Here is a 17,391-nt window from a genome sequence, read left to right as displayed (position 1 = left end):
TTCATCGGCCGGCTGGACGCGGTCCCGCGCCCATCGCCGTGAGCTGCAGCCGCAGCGCCAGCCGCACCCGGGGCGAGGACAGGTCCACCGGGGCCACCTCGTCGAGCTTGCGCAGCCGGTAGCGCAGCGTGTTGGGATGGATCCGCAACAGCCGCGCGGCGCTCTGCGGGTCGTCGAAGTGGTCCAGCCAGGCCGCGAGCGTCGCGCGATACGGCGTGCCGTGCTCCTCGTCGTGCGCGCGCAGCGCGGCGAGCGGCCCGCCGAGCAGGCCCGTGTCGATCCCGACGGCCGCCGTGGCACGCTCCACGACGACGGTGTCCCAGGCGTCCTCCATCAGGACGATCCCCGTCCGGTCGGGGAGCGGGAGCCGGCCGGCGCCGATCAGCCGGTGGAGCTCGCCGGCCTCCGCGGTGGCACGGGGCAACTGGTCGGGGGAGCGGGCGGGGCAGCCCACCGCGGCGTACATACCCGGGTCATGGGCGTGGACCTCACGCAGCACATGCCGAAGCCAGTCCAGGGTGCCCGCACCGGCGTCGGCCATACCCCCGGCGGTGACGGGGCGCCTGCCCCGCGGCCGCTCGACGACCAGGCCGAACAGCAGCCCGTCGAGGTCGGTCAGCAGGGGCTGGTGCCAGCCGAAGCGGAGTGCGACCGATTCCCACAGATCCAGTTGCCTGCGTACGTCGGTCCCCTCGGGGGATCCGAAGGCCACCACCCGCCAAGGACCCGCAGGCAGCGCGGGTGCCGTGCCCGGCCCGGGACCGCCCGGTCCGGGCACGGCACCCGGACCGGGGCCGGAGGCTGCGCCCTCGCGCAGGGTCACCCGCAGCTGACCCGTCGAGACCCGCCGTGCGATACCGGCCTCGGCACGCAGCCGCAGCAGGTGCAGGGCGAGGACCGAGGCCACGTCGCTGAGCTCCCGGATGCGTTCCGGGGGGACCGGAGAGCGGACCACCGCCCAGATCGAGCCGAGCCACTCGCCGCCGGCCCGTACCGGGATGATCAGCCGGGGCAGGGTGCCGTCGGGGCCGGCCGGGGTCCAGATGGGGTCGCTGGAGCGGGCGAGCCTGCGGAAGACACCGCCGGCCCGGAAATGGGTGAGGGTCTCCGGGGGCACACGCCGGCCCACAATGGTGGAGACGCGCGCCGGATCGGTCGTGTCCTGCCGCGCGGAGTAGGCGAGAACCCGGGACTGCGCGTCCTCCACCGTCACCGGCGCGTCGATGATCTCGGCCGCCGCGTCGGCCAGCGCGAACAGGTCGACGTGCGGTCCGGGACTGCCGAGGCGACTGGTGTCGGGCGCGGAGGCCCGGTCGATGACGCCCCGCAGCAGCCAGACGACATGCGCCCACGACGTGTGCGGCTGCAGCTCCACCAGCGCGGGGCCCGCCAGCTCGCGGGCGGCACGGGCCACCTGCGGATCACCGGCGAAGGGGCCCTTGAGCACGACGCCCCCGGCCGCCGCCCGGGCGGCCCGCTCCAGCAGGGCGACGGCCCCGGCCCGGTCGGCCACGCCCACCCCCAGGACGAGCTCTCCCGGCTGCCCCACGGCATCCCCGGGTTCGGCCAGGGCGACGTCGTGCACTTCGGCGTTTCCGGCCGCCACGACGGTACGGAGAAACCCGGCGCCCAGGGAATCCACCAGATCGGTGACCGTGATCATCATCGGCCTCCCACGGCGCGACGGCAGCAGCTCATGAGCAGGGTCATGCCCCCATTGTGACCCGGGGACATGGTTCCCGGTGCACCACGTGTACGGCCTCCATTGGCCGTACAGCACAAAGACAACGGCACGCCCCGGGCTCACCATCGAAGACACCACCGCATTGGAGAAGAGGTTCCACATGACCCGACCCGCCTCGCCCGCGCACTCCGGCCCCCGCTCCGTCGCCGTCGTCGGTGCCGGCATGGTCGGACTGTCCACCGCCTGGTTCCTTCAGGAGCGAGGCGTCGACGTCACCGTGTACGACCGCGACGGGGTGGCCGCCGGCTCCTCCTGGGGCAACGCCGGATGGCTGACCCCCGGCCTGGCGACGCCGCTGCCCGAGCCCGCGGTCCTCAGCTACGGCGTACGCGCGGTCCTCAGCCCGTCCTCTCCGGTCTACGTGCCGCCCAGCGCCAACCCCAACCTGCTCAGGTTCCTCGCGGGGTTCGCCCGGAACAGCACCGCGACACGGTGGCTGCGGGCCATGCGCGCGCTCGTCCCCATCAACAGCCTGGCGCTGCCCAGTTTCGACGCGCTGGCCGAAGGCGGCGTCGAGGCGCGGACGCTCGACGCCAAGTCCTTCCTCGCGGCCTACCGCACGGCCGGGGAACGCCGGGTCCTGCTGGAGGAGCTCGAACAGATCCACGCCGCAGGACAGCGCATGGAGTTCGACATCCTCGACGGCGACGAGGCCCGGGAGGTCGAGCCGTCCCTCTCGAACGAGATCGGCGCGGCGATCCGTCTGCGCGGCCAGCGCTACATCGACCCCGGACACTTCACGCACGCCCTGGGCGACGCGGTCCGCGCCCGGGGCGGCGAGATCCGGGAGCGGACGGAGGTCACCGATGTGCGGGACGAGGCCACCGGTGTCATCGTCCGGACCGGTGACGGCCGGAGCCGGCGCTTCGACGCGGTGGTCCTGGCCACCGGAGCCTGGCTCGGCCGCCACGCCAAGAAGTTCGGGGTCCGCTCCCTCGTACAGGCCGGCCGGGGGTACAGCTTCAGCGTCCCGGTCGAGCGCGTGCCGTCCGACCCCGTGTACTTCCCCGCCCAGCGCGTCGCCTGCACACCGCTCGGCGACCGGCTGCGCGTCGCCGGAATGATGGAGTTCCGCAAGCCGGACGCACCCCTGGACGCGCGCCGGATCAACGCCATCGCCGAGGCGGCCCGCCCGCTGCTGCGCGGCGCCGACCTGGACGCCCGCAAGGACGAGTGGGTCGGCTCGCGCCCCTGCACGACCGACGGACTGCCGCTGATCGGGGCCACCCGCTCACCCCGGGTCTTCGCCGCCGGCGGACACGGCATGTGGGGCATCACCCTCGGCCCGGCCACCGGACAGCTGCTCGCCGAGATGATGGTCACCGGCGCACGCCCCGCGCAGCTCGCGCCGTTCGACCCGCTGCGCTGACCGGCCACCGGCGGCGGGGCGGGGACACCCGCCCCGCCGACCCGTCCGTTACTTGGGCGGGGTCGGTGTGTCGTGGGTCCGGTACATGGCCTGTACGTCGAGCGCCAGCTGGACCGTCGGCCCGACGACGGCGATGCCGCGGGCGAGCATGGAACGCCAGTTGAGGGTGAAGTCCTCGCGATGCAGTTCGGCCTTCGCGAGGGCGGCGCAGCGCAGCTCCTGCTCGTAGCCGCCGTTCACGGTGCCGAGATACTCGGTGTCGAGGCCCGCCGAGCGACTGGTGCCGTGCATCGTGAGGGTGCCGTGCACAGTCCACTTGGAGCCGCCGTGGTAGGCGAACCGCGTGCTGGTGAAATCGATGTACGGGTAGTTCTCGACGTCGAGGAAGTCGGCCGACCGCAGGTGGTTGTCGCGGGTCTGGTTGCCCGTCGAGATGCTGGAGGCGTCGATGCGCACCGAGACCTGGGAGTCGCCCATGTTCTCCGCGACCCGGATGCCGCCCTCGAACCGTGTGAAGCGGCCGTGGACATGAGCCATGCCCACGTGCTTGGCGATGAACCGGATCGCGGTGTGCGGAGGGTCGAACACCCAGGTGCCGGCGGGCGGCAGCTCCAGCCGGCGTCCGGGCTCCAGCACGACGCGTGCGGGGGCGAGAGCCACCCCGGCGACTATGTCGACGCTCTCGCGGGCGGGTGACAGGCCCTCCGCCGCCAGCATCACGCTGTACCTGCCCGGGGGCAGGGCCGCCATGTAGTAGCCGTACGGGTCGGTGATGCCGCGGGCCGCGACGCGGTGGCTGTCCAGCGCAGTCACCGTGACCTCGGCTGCGCCCAGCGGCTGCCCCAGGGCGTCGACGGCCTCACAGCCGAACGCCCCCGCGCCCGCCGGCAGGGGGACCGAGAGGCCCGACGCGGCGCCGGAGGCGCCCTGCGGGCGCAGGCGCCGCAGCAGTCCGAGGACCATGGTGTTCACCTTTCTTCACGCATGTTTCCGTCTGGCCCGCACGGCCCACCGTGTTCGCGGCTGCCAAGAGCCAGGGGATGGGGACATCAGTACGAGGGGGGCGGCCTGCCATCGATCCTAAAGCCGTCGGAAGAGGAGAGTGACTGCTCCCGGCGTCGGCGCGGGCGCAGGGCGGCGCCGGGTGAGCCACCGGGGAAGCGGTGCTGTGAGAGCAATGCGCTGATTTGTGGGGATGCTTCTTTGCAGTGGCGCTCCGGCAAATGGTGGGAACGTGTCGGGGTGTCCATACGCCACTCGCGATTTCGGTGCACATTGCACACGATCCGCGCGCACACCGCCGGAGTAGCCCGGACCGATGAGTCCTCGCGCGTTCCGCGGTCCAGGGAAGAGGCGAGGGGAAAGGCGTTCCCCCGCCCGGGACAGGAGTGCGGACGATGAAGCTCACGCTGACGCAGTTTCTGACACTGGACGGCCCCTACCAGGGCCCGGGGTCCCCGGACGAGGACACCAGTGACGGATTCACCCGGGGCGGCTGGTTCGTGCCGTATCTGGACGAGGCGTTCGAACAGCTGGCCGCCACCTGGCTCGGCCAGGCGGACGGGTTGCTGCTGGGCCGCCGCACCTGTGTGAGTTTCGCGCGGGACTGGCCGAAGACGACCGAGCCCTCCTTCGGCCCGCTCATGAACGGCCTGCCGAAGTACGTGGCCTCCCACAGCCTGGCCGAGGCCGGGTGGAATCCGACCACGGTCCTCTCCGGCGCCGTCCCCGCCCAGGTCGCCGACCTGAAACGGCAGCCCGGCCGCTAGCTGCAACTCCACGGCAGCGCCCGGCTGGCCCGGTCCCTGCCGGCCGTCGGCCTGATCGACGAACTGCGCCTGGTCATCGCCCCCGTGGTGCTGGGTGCCGGCCGCCGCCTCTTCCCGGCCGGCCTGCGCCTCGTCCGCCACGAGGTGACACCGCGCGGACTGGCGGTCCACGTCTACGAATCAACCGGACGACCCGAGTACGGCACCCACGGAACCCAGGGAGCCGATGCGCAGGGACCGACGGAGGCACGACACGGCGAAGGTCCTCGCCCCGGGCCTGGCCTGTGAGGGGGTGTGACCGGGCGGGGCGAGGACGGCCGAGTGCCGCAGGACGTACCGGGCAGGCCGGGGCGCCGGTTCAGCCCTGCAGGCGGTACTCGATGATCGCGCCCGGGTTCTCCAGGGGGTCGGACACCGGACTGCCCTGCGCGTCACGGACGGGGCCCGCGGAGTCGGTCGCGACGAAGAGGGACCTGCCGTCGGCGCTGAACTCCGTGTCACGGAAGCGGTTGTGCTCCATGAAGAGCTCGGTGACCTTGCCGACGCCCTGGCCTCCCGGTGTGAGGTCGACGCGGTAGACGGTGCCGTCCTTGAGGGTGGTCATCACCAGGGAGTTGTTCCAGCCCGGGATGCCCCTACCGGTGGCTTCGGCGGACTTCCTGGACGTCCCGTAGTGCTCGAAGCTGGAGGGCGCGATGGTCGGCCAGCACAGCGACCACATCTCGCCCTGTGCGCACCTGGGATCCTGGAAGCCGAAGTCCGAGCCCACGGTGCCGAAGGTGTGGACCGGCCGCACGAAGGGCTGCTTGAAGTCGGTCTCCTGCTGGACGGGGACCGTCTTGGGGATCTCGAAGTTGCTGAAGGTCAGCTCGTCGCACGGCGTCGGCCACGAGGCGGACCAGTTGGCGTAGGCGTAGGCCTTGTCGTCGCGGTAGCCCGAGACGTTCGGCCAGCCGTAGTTGCCGCCCTTCTTCAGGATGTTGATCTCGTCGTCGGTCTTCGGGCCCTGCTCGTTCGAGTAGAGCGTGCCGTCGGGGCCGAAGGCCAGGCCCTGCGCGTTGCGGTGCCCGTAGGTGTAGACGTGGCTGCGCACGCCGCCCAGGACCGGGTTGTCCGAGGGGATCGAACCGTCGGTGTTCAGCCGCAGGGTCTTCCCCTGGTAGGCGATCCAGTCCCTGCCCTCGACCTCGTGAGCGGTGGGCAGCCGCATGGCGTAGCTGGGCTTGCAGGTGTTCCCGAACTGGTTCACACCCTGGTCACCGATGGTGTAGTACAGCTTGCCGTCCGGGCCCAGGCGCAGCCGCGCCGACTGGTGGTCGTTGCCGGACGGCATGCCGGCGATGACGGCCTCCGGGCTGTGCAGCCGCTTCCGGTCGGGGTCGTAGGTGTACCGCTCGATCTTGGTGCGGGCCTGTACGACCGGGGTGCTGTCGATGTCGTTGCTGTAGGAGATGTACGCGTACACCTCGCCGGTCCCGCGCCGTTCCTCGATGGCGAGGCCGAGCACACCGTCCTGCCCGCCCTCGCTGTGGACGGCCTGCGGCAGGCTGAGCAGGGTGGTCTTGGCGCCGGTCTTCGGGTCGACCCGGGTGACCTTCTTGCCGGTCTTCTCGGTGGCCCACAGGGACCCGTCGGGAGCCCGTACGATCTCGTAGGGGTTGTTCAGCCCGGTGGCCACGACGCGCTTGGCGAACATGCCCGAGGCGGGCGGTGTGCTCGTACGGGCGGGAGGGGAGACGGCGTCGGAGTCGGAGTTCCCAAAGGGGTCCCCGCCGGTGACGGCGGCGCCGGTGAGGGAGGCGCCGAGGGCCAGGACGAGTGCGGTCGTCACCGGCCCGCGCAGTATGTGGTGCATGTGGTTCCTTCCAGTGAGGTTGCCCCGTCCGAGCATCGCGTGGAGTAATCGATTCAGCACTCCGGGTGCTGCGGCGTTCTGCCGTTCAGGTGACGGGGCGCCGTGGCCGGGAGGCGGGACATGCGCGAGAACCCGACCGGGCGGCGTCCGGGCAGGGCTGAAGGGCCGCTCCACCCCGACGAGTTGAGTGCCGATGTGGCGGGCGGCGGCCGGCCCGGCGGTGGGCCCACGGCTTCGGCGGCGTCCCAGGGGCGTGCCACCGGTGTTCACCCGATCGAAGTGCAAGGAGCGCCCCGCATCGTGGCTCACCCGGATGGCTAGACTGCACCGGCAGTGCCGTACCGCCGCGCCGACCGTCCAGGAGTGTCCCGTGACGCACCGCTTCTTCTTGTGAGCCAGGTACTCCGCATGGCAACGAACCGTACGGCCAAGAGCATCGCCACCCGTCAGCGATTCGTCGACGAGGCCCTGCGCCTCTTCAAGGAACAGGGCTACGAACGCACGTCCATGGCCCAGATCGCGTCCGCGGCCGGCAGCAGCCGGGCCAATCTGTACCTGTACTTCAACAGCAAGTCCCAGATCATCAGGGCCCGCATGGCCGAGATCGAGGCCGAGGTGGCCGAGCTCTACGCCGTACTGGACGGGATGCCGAGGTACACACCCGAGGTCATGCGGGAATGGCTTGGCACCGCCCGTGAGATGTGGCTGCGCTACGCCACCGAGTTCGAGGCCGTCAACCAGGCCATGGCCATCGATCCGGACGTACTCGAGGAATGGCTGGGCCTGGTCCGGCGTGTCTCGTCGGCCCACGCGTCGCTCCACCTGGACGGTGCGACGGAGGACGAGCGGGTGGAACGCGAAGTGCACATGACCACGCTGATGATGAGCCTGGAACGCAACTTCTACTTCCTGTACATCCGCGGCCACAAGGAGCGGGAGGAGCTGATCCTCACCTCACTGGCCCGGCAGTGGGCCCAGTTGTTCGACGACTGACCGGACACAGGACTCCGCCGGGAAACCCGGCGAACGGGCTTCCCGACGGAGTGGGGGAGTGGGTGAACGGCCCGGCGTCAGCCGCCCAGCACCAGTCGCGGACAGTCGGCCGCGGCCCGGGACACACAGATCAGCATGGTCCTGTCGGCCTCCTGCTCCGACGGGGTGAGGATCGAGTCCCGGTGGTCGGCCCGGCCGGAGACGATGGGCGTCTCGCAGGTGCCGCACGTACCGGTCCTGCACGAGGAGACCACCGGGAGCCCGGCCTCCTGGGCGGCCTCCAGGATCGTCTCGTCCGCGCCGACCTCGACGACCGTCCCGGACTCGGCGAACTCCACCTGGAACGGTGTGTCGGGAACGGACCGCACCACGGGCCTCGGGGCGAACCGCTCCAGGCGCAGCGAGTTCTTCGGCCAGTGGGCGGTGTTCTCCTCCACGGCCCGCAGCAGCGGCTCGGGGCCGCACGCGTAGACGAGAGTCCCCTCGCGCACCTCACCGAGCAGGCCGGGCAGGTCGATCAGCCCGAGCTCGTCCTGGGGGACCACCGTGACGCGGTCGCCGTGGACGGCCAGCTCGTCGCGGAAGGCCATCGACGCGTGCGTGCGCCCGCCGTAGACGAGATCCCACTCGGCGCCGGCCCGCTCGGCCTCCCGGATCATGGGCAGGATCGGGGTGACACCGATGCCGCCCGCGATGAACAGGTAGCGGGGCGATGGCAGGAGCCGGAAGTTGTTGCGCGGCCAGGACACGGTGACCCGGGACCCGACCGTCAGCGCGTCGTGCACCGCCGCCGACCCGCCCCGGCCGGACTGCTCCCGCAGCACGCCGATGCGGTAGGAGGTACGGTCCTCCGGATCGGAGGACAGCGAGTACTGACGTACCCACGGCTCACCGTCCCCGCTTGGCACATGGACGTCGACATGGGCTCCGGCCTTCCACGGCGGCAGTTCCCCGCCGTCCGGGTGGCTCAGAGTCAGGGCGACGACGCCCTCCGACGCCTCGGTGCGCTCCGTCACCTCCAGGGCGAGCGTGCGCACGGTCCGCGTCCGGGAACGCTCGACGTCCGCGACGTCCCAGCGCACCTGCAGCGAGCGGCGCACCGGGAGCAGGGCCATGCGCAGGAAGTCGAGCTCGTCCGTGTCGTCCGGGCGCAGCGACGGCAGCCGCTCGAAGAGCACCCGCAGCCCCGTGGCGCCCTGGACACGGGCCAGGGGGTTGCCCAGGCAGGTGTGCCGTCCGGCCGTGAAGGCCAGGTGATCGGTGGGGTCGGGGCGGTGGATGTCGAACTCGAAGGGCCGCTCGACGTGCTCGGGATCGGTGTTGGCCGAGGCCAGCGCGACCCACACCATGTCACCGGCGGAGATGCGCACACCGGACAGTTCCACGTCCCGCGTAACCCGGCGCGAGGTGAACGTCGAGGACGGGCGTCGCCGCAGCGTCTCCTCGAAGACCCGGGGCCAGAGCTCCGGTTCGGCGAGCGCGTCCTCGAGCGCCTGCGGGTTCTGGGACAGGAAGAGCACCGCGTTGGTCATGGCCTGGGCCGTGGTGTCCGTGCCGGCCGCGGCGAACTCGGAGACGTGCAGGGCGATCTGGGGCGTGGGCAGCGCGTACGAGCCGTCCTTCGCCCGGGCCGACGCCATCACGGAGATGATGTCGTCGGCATCGGAGTCGCGCCGCGCGTCGACGATGGCACGCAGCTTCAGGTTGGCCTCGACGAAGCGGTCCCACACCTGAGACCGCGCCGGCTCGGGCAGCGGCTCGTGCGCGGACGACAGCACGGCGAACAGGTCGTCGCGCAACTGCCTCAGCATCGCCTCGTGTTCGTAGCCGAGACCCAGCAGCGCCATGATGGTCTGGGTGGTCAGCTCCAGCGAGTACTCCTCGAGCAGGTTCGCGCAGCCGTTGTTCTCGAACCGGTCGATGATGCGGTGCGCCCTGGCCTCGATCTCGGGCTGCAGCCGGTCCATGCGCTCCTTGACGAAGCCCCGCTGCGCCACGGACCGCGTTTCGGTGTGTCCGGGCGGGTCCTGCCCCACGATCATCTTCGCCACGAGATCCGGCGGGTAGACCTCCCGGTGCTTCGCCGGCACGTCCGCGGCCGAGTTGGCGGCCGAGGAGTAGGTCTGCCAGTCCGACAGGACGGTGAGGCAGTCCTCCCGCCGCGTGACGATCCACGCGTTCAGGTGCGGATACCAGAACACCGGCGAGGTGTCGCGGACCGTGGCCAGATGAGCGGCCGGGTCCCGGTAGTAGTCGTCACCCATCGCGTCGAAACCGTGGGCGACGGGGCAGCGGCCCACGGGACGGGCCTCTTCCTGCAGTGACGTCATGGCCTGGTCCTTTCGCGGGTCAGACGCTGGTTGCCGCGGAGGCGGCGATCGAGGAGAGCTTCTGGAAGCGGGCGACGTTGTCGCCCTCGTCCATCACCCCGGAGGAGAGGAAACAGAAGGACATCCCCGAGACCGGGTCCACCCACAGCAGGGACGAACCGGCGCCGTAGGAGCCGAAGGTGCGCGGCGAGACGAACGGGCCGAAGAAACGGGCGTGCGTCCCGGTCCCGGCGAGGGCCATGCCCAGGCCCATGTTGCCCGGCGGAAGGTTCCACTTGCGGGCGGCGGCGACCATGCCGTAGAGGTCGTTGATCCGGTCGCCGGTCTGGTTGGTCGTGGCGAAGTCCAGCACCGACTCACCGATGAGCTGTTCCCCGGAGCCGGTGCGCCCCTTGTTCCGCAGCATCTCGGTGAACGCGAAGACGTCGTCGATGGTGGACACCGCGCCGACCCAGGGCATCTCCGCGTCCTCGCGGTCGATGACCTCGTTGAGGCACTCGATGTCCTCGGGCTTGAGCCAGGAGTCGTTGGCGACGATGACCTTCAGCGGAACGCCCAGGTCACGCCATTCGACGGGCATCCCGAACCTGGTGTGCGTCATGCCGACGGGGCCGAAGACCTTCTCCTGCATGAGCTCCCGGAACGAGTCGGCACCGTAGGCGCGGCGGGCCATCTCGCCCATCAGCGCGTGGTTGATGGCCGCCGAGTAGTTCAGGTTCGTGCCCGGTTCGTGCACGACGTCGACGCCGGCCAGCGCCTCGACGACATCGGCGAGTACGGCGAAACCCTCCGGGCCCAGCCCCGGGTTGGGCGTCGCGGGCATGCCGGCCCGATGCGTGAGCAGGTGGGCGAGGTTGATCCGGTCCTTGCGCGCCGCGCGGAACGGCTCGGTGCCGAAGAACTCGGGAATGAGGTCGACGACGCGGGTCGACAGCATCAGCCTGCCCTCGCTGAGGGCCCGGAAGACCAGGGCGTTGGTGAAGCCCTTGGACATGGACAGGATGCGGTAGACGTCGTCGCGCCGGGTCGGGCGGCCGGTCCGGGCGTCGGCCAGTCCGTAGCTGCCGCGCAGGGCGATCTCGCCGTGGCGGGCCACGATGACGTTCGCCCCGTGGTAGGCGCCGCTCTCGATGTCCGCGCGGATGGTGTCGTCCAGGACCTCGAGGAAGCGGCGCTCGACGCCGGGTGTCTCGGTGAGGGCGACCGTGGGCCTCGGGGCCTCGGTGTGCTGCACTGGATCTTCTCCGTCCGGTTGTCGATGGGGGGTCAGAGCATGAGGGCGCCGCCGGAGGGCGCCAGCGTCTGACCGGTGTAGTGGCCCGCCGCGTCGGAGGCGAGGAAGAGGACCGTCCGGCCGATCTCGTCGGGTTCGGCCAGACGCTTCAGCGGCTGGAGGGAGAGCAGCGCCTGGACGTGGTCGTCGCCGGACGCCGTGAGCATGGCCGTCCTGATGCCGGCCGGGGCCAGCGCGTTGACCCGGATGTCGAAGGGGGCGAGCTCCGCCGCCACCGCCTTGGTGAGGCCCACGACCGCGGCCTTGGACGCCGGGTAGTAGGCGGGCATCGGCAGGCCGATGAGCCCCGCGACGGAGGCGAAGTTGATGATCGAGCCGCTGCCGCTCTCCTTCATCAGCGGTACGGCGGCACGGATCGTGTAGAAGGTGCCGTTGAGATTGATCGCGACGACGCGGTCGAAGTCCTCGTCGGAGATGCCGTCCAGGAACTCGGGGTGGTAGGGCTCGCCGTTCTTGAAGGACTCGGTCATCTTCTGGTTGATCCCGTCCACCCACGCCTGCTTGGCCTTGTTCGGCGTGGCGACACCGGCGGCGTTCACGAGGATGTGCAGGCGGCCGTGGTCCTCCCGGACCCGGTCGAAGACGCGGTTCACGGCGGCGGAGTCGGAGACGTCCGCGGCATGACCCCGGACCCGCTCCAGACCGGCGAACTCGCGGTCGAGGTCCTCCTGCCGCAGATCCATGCCGTACACCGTGGCACCGGCTCCCACCAGTGCCTTCACAGCGGCCAGGCCCATGCCCGAAGCCGCACCGGTGACGACCGCGATCCTGCCGTCGAGTTCCATAGTCGATCCCCTCGTCGTTGAGGTGTGACCTGCCGCTTCAGGGCAAGTCCTGCCTGCCTGCGGTGAAGTCCGGTCAACCTAATCAAGAATTTGACACCTGTCTAGGTTTACTTCCCGGGAATGTCCGGGAGCCGGAATCCGGCGGTCCGGACTGGAGAGGTGCGCTGGTCCGATTCCACTGGACGGAAGAGGGGCCTGGCCGGGTGGTTCGGACGGACGCAGAATGTCGCCCATGTCCTCCTCGCGCATTCACAGCCGTACGCAGATCGGCATCGTCGGGGCCGGCCCCGCCGGCCTGATGCTCTCCCACCTGCTCGCCCGGGCCGGGATCGATTCCGTCGCGATCGATCTGCGCGGCCGCCGGGAGATCGAGGAGACCCACCGCGCCGGGATCCTCGAGCAGGACTCGGTCGACCTGCTGGTCGGCACCGGCGTCTCCGACCGGGTGCACCGCGACGGTTACCGCCACGACGGCATCGAGCTGGCGTTCGGCGGGGGCGGCCACCGCATCGACTTCCAGGGGCTGGTCGGCGCCTCGACCCAGCTCTACCCCCAGACCGACGTCTTCATCGATCTCGCCGACGCCCGCGAGCGCGACGGCGGCGACGTCCGGTTCGGCGTCACCGACGTCGCGGTCGACGGCCTCACCTCCGACTCCCCGGTCATGCGGTTCACCGACGCGGACGGCACCCCCCACGAGGTGCGCGCCGACTTCCTCGTGGGCGCCGACGGATCACGCAGCCTGTGCCGCCGCGAGGTGCCGGAGGCACGGCGCACGCAGTACTTCCGGGAGTATCCCTTCGCCTGGTTCGGCATCCTGACCGAGGCGGCGCCCAGCGCGCCGGAGCTGATCTACAACCACTCGCCGCGGGGTTTCGCGCTGATCAGCCAGCGCACCGAGACCCTCCAGCGGATGTACTTCCAGTGCGACCCCGCGGAGGACGCCGCCACCTGGTCCGACGACCGGATCTGGGAGGAGCTCCAGTCACGGGTCGGGGCCAACGGCCACACACTCAAGGAGGGGCCCATCACCTCCAGGACCGTGCTGCCGTTCCGCAGCTTCGTCCAGGAGCCGATGCACCACGGTCGGCTGGTGCTCGCCGGCGACGCCGCGCACACCGTGCCGCCGACCGGCGCCAAGGGCCTCAACCTGGCCCTTGCCGACGTACGGGTGCTGGCCGAGGAGCTCGAGCGGGCGGTCGCGAGCGGTGACACCGCCCCGCTGGCGACCTACAGCGAGCGGGCCCTCGGCCGGGTCTGGAAGGCCCAGCACTTCTCCTACTGGATGACCACGATGCTGCACACGCTGCCGGGGGCCAGTCCGTTCGACGTCCGGCGCCAGGAGGGCGAACTGTCCGCGGTGACCGGCTCGACCGCGGGCTCGACCTACCTCGCCGAGGCCTACACCGGTTGGCCGGAAGGGCGATGAACGTGGCGCTGCCCCGTCAGAGCCCGACCGCCGACCAACTCGGCACGGACGTCACCGGCCACCTGCCCGACCGCGCCGGCGTGCCCCGCGCTGCGGGCTTTTGGCCGAGGACGACGCCGTATGGCGCCTGGCCGTCGGCCACCTCCACGTGCGGAGCGACGACGGCCACACCGCCTGCTCCTACGGCCTCGCCGCGGCCCTGTGCGACCTGCATCCCGAGGCCGGCCGCGACTTCATGTACCGCGCCGCCGCGGCACGCCACGGTTCTCCGTGGCCCGCCCCGGCGGCACGGTTCCTGACGATCAGCCGGCCGTGCGCGAGGTCTGGACAGCCGTCGGCCGACGTGTTGTCATTCCGCTGCACGGTGAATTTCCAACGTTGAAATGGCTCCTGGCCATCGCAGCGCCGGTGCCGTGCCGTACCGGCGGACCCGCGTCGGCCGCAGGTGAACACCCCTCGCCTGCCCGGCCGTTCACCTGACGCAGTCCCGTTTCGTCCTGTCCCCATGCCCCCTGCGCGAGGAAAGGTTCGATGACAAGACAACACACCCGCCCGAGAGCCCGGTGGTGGGCGCTGCTGACCGCTGCGGCCCTGCTCCTGCCCACGAGCGCGGCAGTTCCCGCCGCGGCGGCCGCGGAGCCCGTGAGCAGCAGCATGTCCGCGCGTACCGCCGGTGCGGCAGCCGATGCCGTCGTCGAGCAGCACGGCCTCAAGGGCGAGTACTTCAGCATGTCGGCGCCGGGAGCCCGGGATTTCGCCGAGCTCGGCGGCACCCTGCTGGAGCCGCAGATCAACTTCTCCGGCCTGACGAGCACGTTCGAGGAGCTGACCGGGAAGACGGAGCACACGACCGCCCGCTGGACCGGGCAGATCGAGGCGCCGACGACCGGCGACTACACGTTCTACGCCATCGGTGACAACGGATTCCGGCTCTTCATCGACGACAAGCCGGTCATCGACCACTGGGAGCCGGACTGGGACAGGGAACAGACCAGCAAGCCGATCAGGCTCACCGCCGGTGAACGGCTCACCTTCCGGCTGGAGATGTTCCAGGACCTCGGCGGGGCGAACATGTTCCTGCGCTGGTCGAGCCCGACGACGCCCAAGCAGCTCGTCCCCGAATCGGCGTTCACACCGCCCGCCGGCTTCGAGGTCTTTCCGGTGGACCTGTCGGTCGCCGAGGACGGGAAGCGGCTGCGCGCCCGCTTCGAGGGCAGGGTCGGCGACCTCGACGAGGTCACGGAGCACCTGAAGATCGAGGCCGACACCACCGCCATGCCGGTCACGTCGGTGAAGGCGGCACCCGGCGACCGCAGCTCCCTCCTCGTCACGCTCGCGAAGCCGATCCAGAAGAACCAGCAGGTCCGGTTCACCTACGACGGCGAGGGCGGTCTGACGACCGGCGGCAAGACCGTGCCCCGGATCGTCCGCTACGCGCAGAACGCTTCCAGCCGGCGCCTCACCACACCGTGGGGCGACAAGCTGGACAAGAAGAACCCGCTGCCGGAGCACCCCCGTCCGCAGCAGGTGCGGTCCCAGTGGAAGAACCTCAACGGAACCTGGCAGTTCAGCGGTGCCGAGGCGGGCGAGCAGCCGGTCTTCGGCAAGAACCTGGACGAGCGGATCACCGTGCCGTTCCCCGTCGAGTCCCAGCTGTCCGGGCTCGAGCGGCACGAGGACCACATGTTCTACCGCAGGCTCGTCGAGGTGCCGAAGAACTGGAAGATCGGTGCGGGAAAGCGGCTGAAGCTCCACTTCGGCGCCGTGGACTACCAGGCACGCGTCTGGGTCAACGGCAAGAAGGTCGCCGAACACACCGGCGGCTACACCGCGTTCAGCGCCGACATCACCGACGCGCTCAAGGGCAGGGGAGCGCAGGAGGTCGTGGTCGCGGTCACCGACACCGGCGGCGCCGACCAGCCGACGGGCAAGCAGCACACCCGTCCCAGCGGCATCTTCTACACCCAGTCGTCAGGCATCTGGCAGACGGTCTGGATGGAGCCCGTCGCCGAGCGGGCCGTTGACAACGTCGTCACCACACCGGACATCGACACCGGCAGCCTGGCGGTGACCGTCGAGTCCGAGAGCGCCTCCTCGAAGGCGCGCGTGGAGGCCGTCGCCCGTGACGCCCGCGGCAAGGTCGTCGGCAGGGTCAGCGGTCCGGCCAACCGTGAACTCCGGCTCCCCGTGGCGAAGCAGCATCTGTGGAGCCCCGACGATCCCTACCTCTACGACCTCGACGTCAGGCTGACCGACGGCCGGTCGGTGGACGAGGTCGGCAGCTACTTCGGCATGCGCGAGATCGGGATCGAGGAGGTCGGCGGCTACCGGAAGCTGGTGCTCAACGGAGAGCCCGTCTTCTCCCTCGCCACCCTCGACCAGGGTTTCTGGCCCGACGGCCTCTACACCGCCCCCAGCGACAAGGCGCTGGCCTTCGACCTCGAGGCGCACAAGAAGCTCGGCTTCAACGCCGTCCGCAAGCACATCAAGGTGGAGCCGGCGCGCTGGTTCTACCACGCGGACAAGCTCGGCCTGCTGGTCTGGCAGGACTTCGTCTCCGGGAACATCACCGACGAGACCGGGCAGAAGGCCTTCGTCGACCAGGGCCGCGAGATGATGCGCCAGCACCACAACTCGCCCTCGGTCATCGGCTGGATCGTCTTCAACGAGGGCTGGGGAGAGTGGGACCGCGAGGAGAGCGGTCGCATCGCCGAGTCGGTCAAGGCCGCCGACCCCTCCCGCGTCGTCAACGCCCACAGCGGTGTCAACTGCTGCAACTCCAAGGGCGACTCGGGCAAGGGCGACATCATCGACCACCACGACTACAACAACGAGGACCCGCCCTTCCCCGACCACCGGGCGGCCATGGACGGGGAGCACGGCGGCTTCACCCTGCGCACCCCGGGCCACATGTGGCCGGGCACGCCGACGGTGATCTACAGCGGTGTCGCCGACAAGGAGGCGCTGACCCGCAAGTACGTGCAGAACACCGAGCAGTTCTACCTCGACCAGGCCGCCGCCGAACTCTCCGGTTCGGTGTACACACAGATCACCGACCTGGAGAACGAACTGAACGGCCTCTACACCTACGACCGCCGGGAGATCAAGGTCGACCCGGTCAGGGTGCGCGAGGCCAACCGCAAGGTCATCGCGGCCGGCGCCGCCGCGGGCGAGCGGGCGCAGCTGAAGGGCGGCGGCCACTGGACCCTCGACGAGGGCACCGGCACCACCGCGAAGGACGACGGCCCGAACGGCAGGCCCCTGACCCTCACCGACGGCACCGCCTGGACCCCCGGTGTCAGCGGCAGCGCGCTGAAGTTCGACGGACGGGGGCAGCACGCGCGAACCGAGGGCCCCGTGCTCGACACGACCGGCAGCTACTCGGTCTCCGCCTGGGTCAGGCTCGACTCGCTGCCCGGCAACTACGCCACCGCGGTGAGCCAGGACGGGCGGCGCCAGGCGAGTCCCTTCTACCTGCAGTACGGGCAGGGGGCCTTCGCCTTCAGCACACCCGACGGGAAGCGCGCACGGCTGGAGACGAAGCCGGACACGGGCCGCTGGTACCACCTCGTCGGTGTGCGTGACGCCGCGCGGGGCGAGATCGACCTCTACGTCGACGGCGTTCCGGCGGCGACCGCCACCGCCGGCCCCGCCTACGTCGGCTCGGGGCCGCTCGCCGTGGGCCGTGCCCAGTGGAACGGCACCGACACGGACTTCTGGGACGGCGCGGTGGACGAGGTCCACGCGTTCGACAGGGCCCTCACCGCCGAGGAGGTGAAAGCCCTGCACGATCGGGAGAAGCCGTGACCGGCCGGGCCGGCAC

The 17,391-nt window shown here is 70.7% G+C and carries 11 protein-coding genes and 1 pseudogene; 6 read left to right on the top strand and 6 right to left on the bottom strand.

What is annotated here, in order from left to right:
- Window position 1: 1 nt before the first annotated feature.
- A complete protein-coding gene (locus tag ACVW19_RS02795) occupies window positions 2-1,666 on the bottom strand; it encodes a PucR family transcriptional regulator (RefSeq protein ID WP_457456236.1) in 1,665 nt (554 codons plus the stop codon).
- Between the two features lie 178 nt (window positions 1,667-1,844).
- On the opposite strand from ACVW19_RS02795, the gene ACVW19_RS02790 reads away from it, so the two are divergent.
- Window positions 1,845-3,113, top strand: a complete 1,269-nt coding sequence (locus ACVW19_RS02790) for an NAD(P)/FAD-dependent oxidoreductase (protein WP_457456234.1) — start codon at window positions 1,845-1,847, stop codon at window positions 3,111-3,113.
- A 48-nt stretch (window positions 3,114-3,161) separates the two neighbouring features.
- Here the strand turns inward: ACVW19_RS02790 and ACVW19_RS02785 are convergent, their stop codons facing one another.
- Window positions 3,162-4,076 (bottom strand): YceI family protein, encoded by a 915-nt coding sequence (locus tag ACVW19_RS02785; protein WP_457456232.1) that lies wholly within the window; start codon window positions 4,074-4,076, stop codon window positions 3,162-3,164.
- A gap of 434 nt (window positions 4,077-4,510) precedes the next feature.
- On the opposite strand from ACVW19_RS02785, the pseudogene ACVW19_RS02780 reads away from it, so the two are divergent.
- Window positions 4,511-5,170: pseudogene (locus ACVW19_RS02780) on the top strand (dihydrofolate reductase family protein).
- A 70-nt stretch (window positions 5,171-5,240) separates the two neighbouring features.
- On the opposite strand, the gene ACVW19_RS02775 reads toward ACVW19_RS02780, so the two are convergent.
- Window positions 5,241-6,737 carry a glucose/sorbosone family PQQ-dependent dehydrogenase gene (locus ACVW19_RS02775; protein ID WP_457456230.1) on the bottom strand — a complete coding sequence of 499 codons (1,497 nt, stop codon included), beginning with the start codon at window positions 6,735-6,737 and terminating at the stop codon, window positions 5,241-5,243.
- Between the two features lie 408 nt (window positions 6,738-7,145).
- Between ACVW19_RS02775 and ACVW19_RS02770 the strand changes: the two genes are divergently transcribed.
- Window positions 7,146-7,730, top strand: coding sequence for a TetR/AcrR family transcriptional regulator (locus tag ACVW19_RS02770; protein WP_457456228.1), 585 nt, complete (start codon window positions 7,146-7,148; stop codon window positions 7,728-7,730).
- A gap of 77 nt (window positions 7,731-7,807) precedes the next feature.
- Here ACVW19_RS02770 and ACVW19_RS02765 read toward each other — a convergent pair whose 3' ends face one another.
- From ACVW19_RS02765 to ACVW19_RS02755, 3 genes are read right to left on the bottom strand one after another with little or no spacing between them, the layout of a single operon-like run.
- On the bottom strand, window positions 7,808-10,060 hold the full coding sequence (locus tag ACVW19_RS02765) for a cytochrome P450 (RefSeq protein ID WP_457456226.1): 2,253 nt from the start codon (window positions 10,058-10,060) through the stop codon (window positions 7,808-7,810).
- 19 nt (window positions 10,061-10,079) lie between these two features.
- Window positions 10,080-11,294: a serine hydrolase domain-containing protein gene (locus tag ACVW19_RS02760; protein WP_457456224.1), complete on the bottom strand. Its 1,215-nt coding sequence runs from the start codon at window positions 11,292-11,294 to the stop codon at window positions 10,080-10,082.
- 32 nt (window positions 11,295-11,326) lie between these two features.
- Window positions 11,327-12,139, bottom strand: coding sequence for an SDR family NAD(P)-dependent oxidoreductase (locus ACVW19_RS02755; protein WP_457456222.1), 813 nt, complete (start codon window positions 12,137-12,139; stop codon window positions 11,327-11,329).
- Window positions 12,140-12,371: 232 nt separating this feature from the next.
- Here ACVW19_RS02755 and ACVW19_RS02750 point away from each other — a divergent pair, with 232 nt between their 5' ends.
- The 3 genes from ACVW19_RS02750 (at window position 12,372) to ACVW19_RS02740 (ending at window position 17,375) form a co-directional block, all read left to right on the top strand.
- Complete coding sequence (locus ACVW19_RS02750) at window positions 12,372-13,568, top strand: 4-hydroxybenzoate 3-monooxygenase (RefSeq protein WP_457456220.1); 1,197 nt, start codon at window positions 12,372-12,374, stop codon at window positions 13,566-13,568.
- Window positions 13,569-13,668: 100 nt separating this feature from the next.
- Window positions 13,669-13,950, top strand: coding sequence for a hypothetical protein (locus ACVW19_RS02745; protein ID WP_457456218.1), 282 nt, complete (start codon window positions 13,669-13,671; stop codon window positions 13,948-13,950).
- 149 nt (window positions 13,951-14,099) lie between these two features.
- Window positions 14,100-17,375 carry a LamG-like jellyroll fold domain-containing protein gene (locus ACVW19_RS02740; RefSeq protein ID WP_457456216.1) on the top strand — a complete coding sequence of 1,092 codons (3,276 nt, stop codon included), beginning with the start codon at window positions 14,100-14,102 and terminating at the stop codon, window positions 17,373-17,375.
- The last annotated feature ends 16 nt before the right edge of the window (window positions 17,376-17,391 follow it).

This window comes from Streptomyces sp. TE5632 (assembly GCF_054061295.1).
The sequence above is the reverse complement of the archived record's forward strand: the minus strand, read 5'-3'. Positions and strand labels throughout refer to the sequence as shown.

Coding starts and splice junctions, on each gene's coding strand:
- ACVW19_RS02770 (WP_457456228.1), top strand. CDS start 7,146: ATGGCAACGAACCGTACGGCCAAGAGCATCGCCACCCGTCAGCGATTC.
- ACVW19_RS02790 (WP_457456234.1), top strand. CDS start 1,845: ATGACCCGACCCGCCTCGCCCGCGCACTCCGGCCCCCGCTCCGTCGCC.
- ACVW19_RS02755 (WP_457456222.1), bottom strand. CDS start 12,139: ATGGAACTCGACGGCAGGATCGCGGTCGTCACCGGTGCGGCTTCGGGC.
- ACVW19_RS02795 (WP_457456236.1), bottom strand. CDS start 1,666: ATGATGATCACGGTCACCGATCTGGTGGATTCCCTGGGCGCCGGGTTT.
- ACVW19_RS02775 (WP_457456230.1), bottom strand. CDS start 6,737: ATGCACCACATACTGCGCGGGCCGGTGACGACCGCACTCGTCCTGGCC.
- ACVW19_RS02765 (WP_457456226.1), bottom strand. CDS start 10,060: ATGACGTCACTGCAGGAAGAGGCCCGTCCCGTGGGCCGCTGCCCCGTC.
- ACVW19_RS02750 (WP_457456220.1), top strand. CDS start 12,372: ATGTCCTCCTCGCGCATTCACAGCCGTACGCAGATCGGCATCGTCGGG.
- ACVW19_RS02785 (WP_457456232.1), bottom strand. CDS start 4,076: ATGGTCCTCGGACTGCTGCGGCGCCTGCGCCCGCAGGGCGCCTCCGGC.
- ACVW19_RS02740 (WP_457456216.1), top strand. CDS start 14,100: ATGACAAGACAACACACCCGCCCGAGAGCCCGGTGGTGGGCGCTGCTG.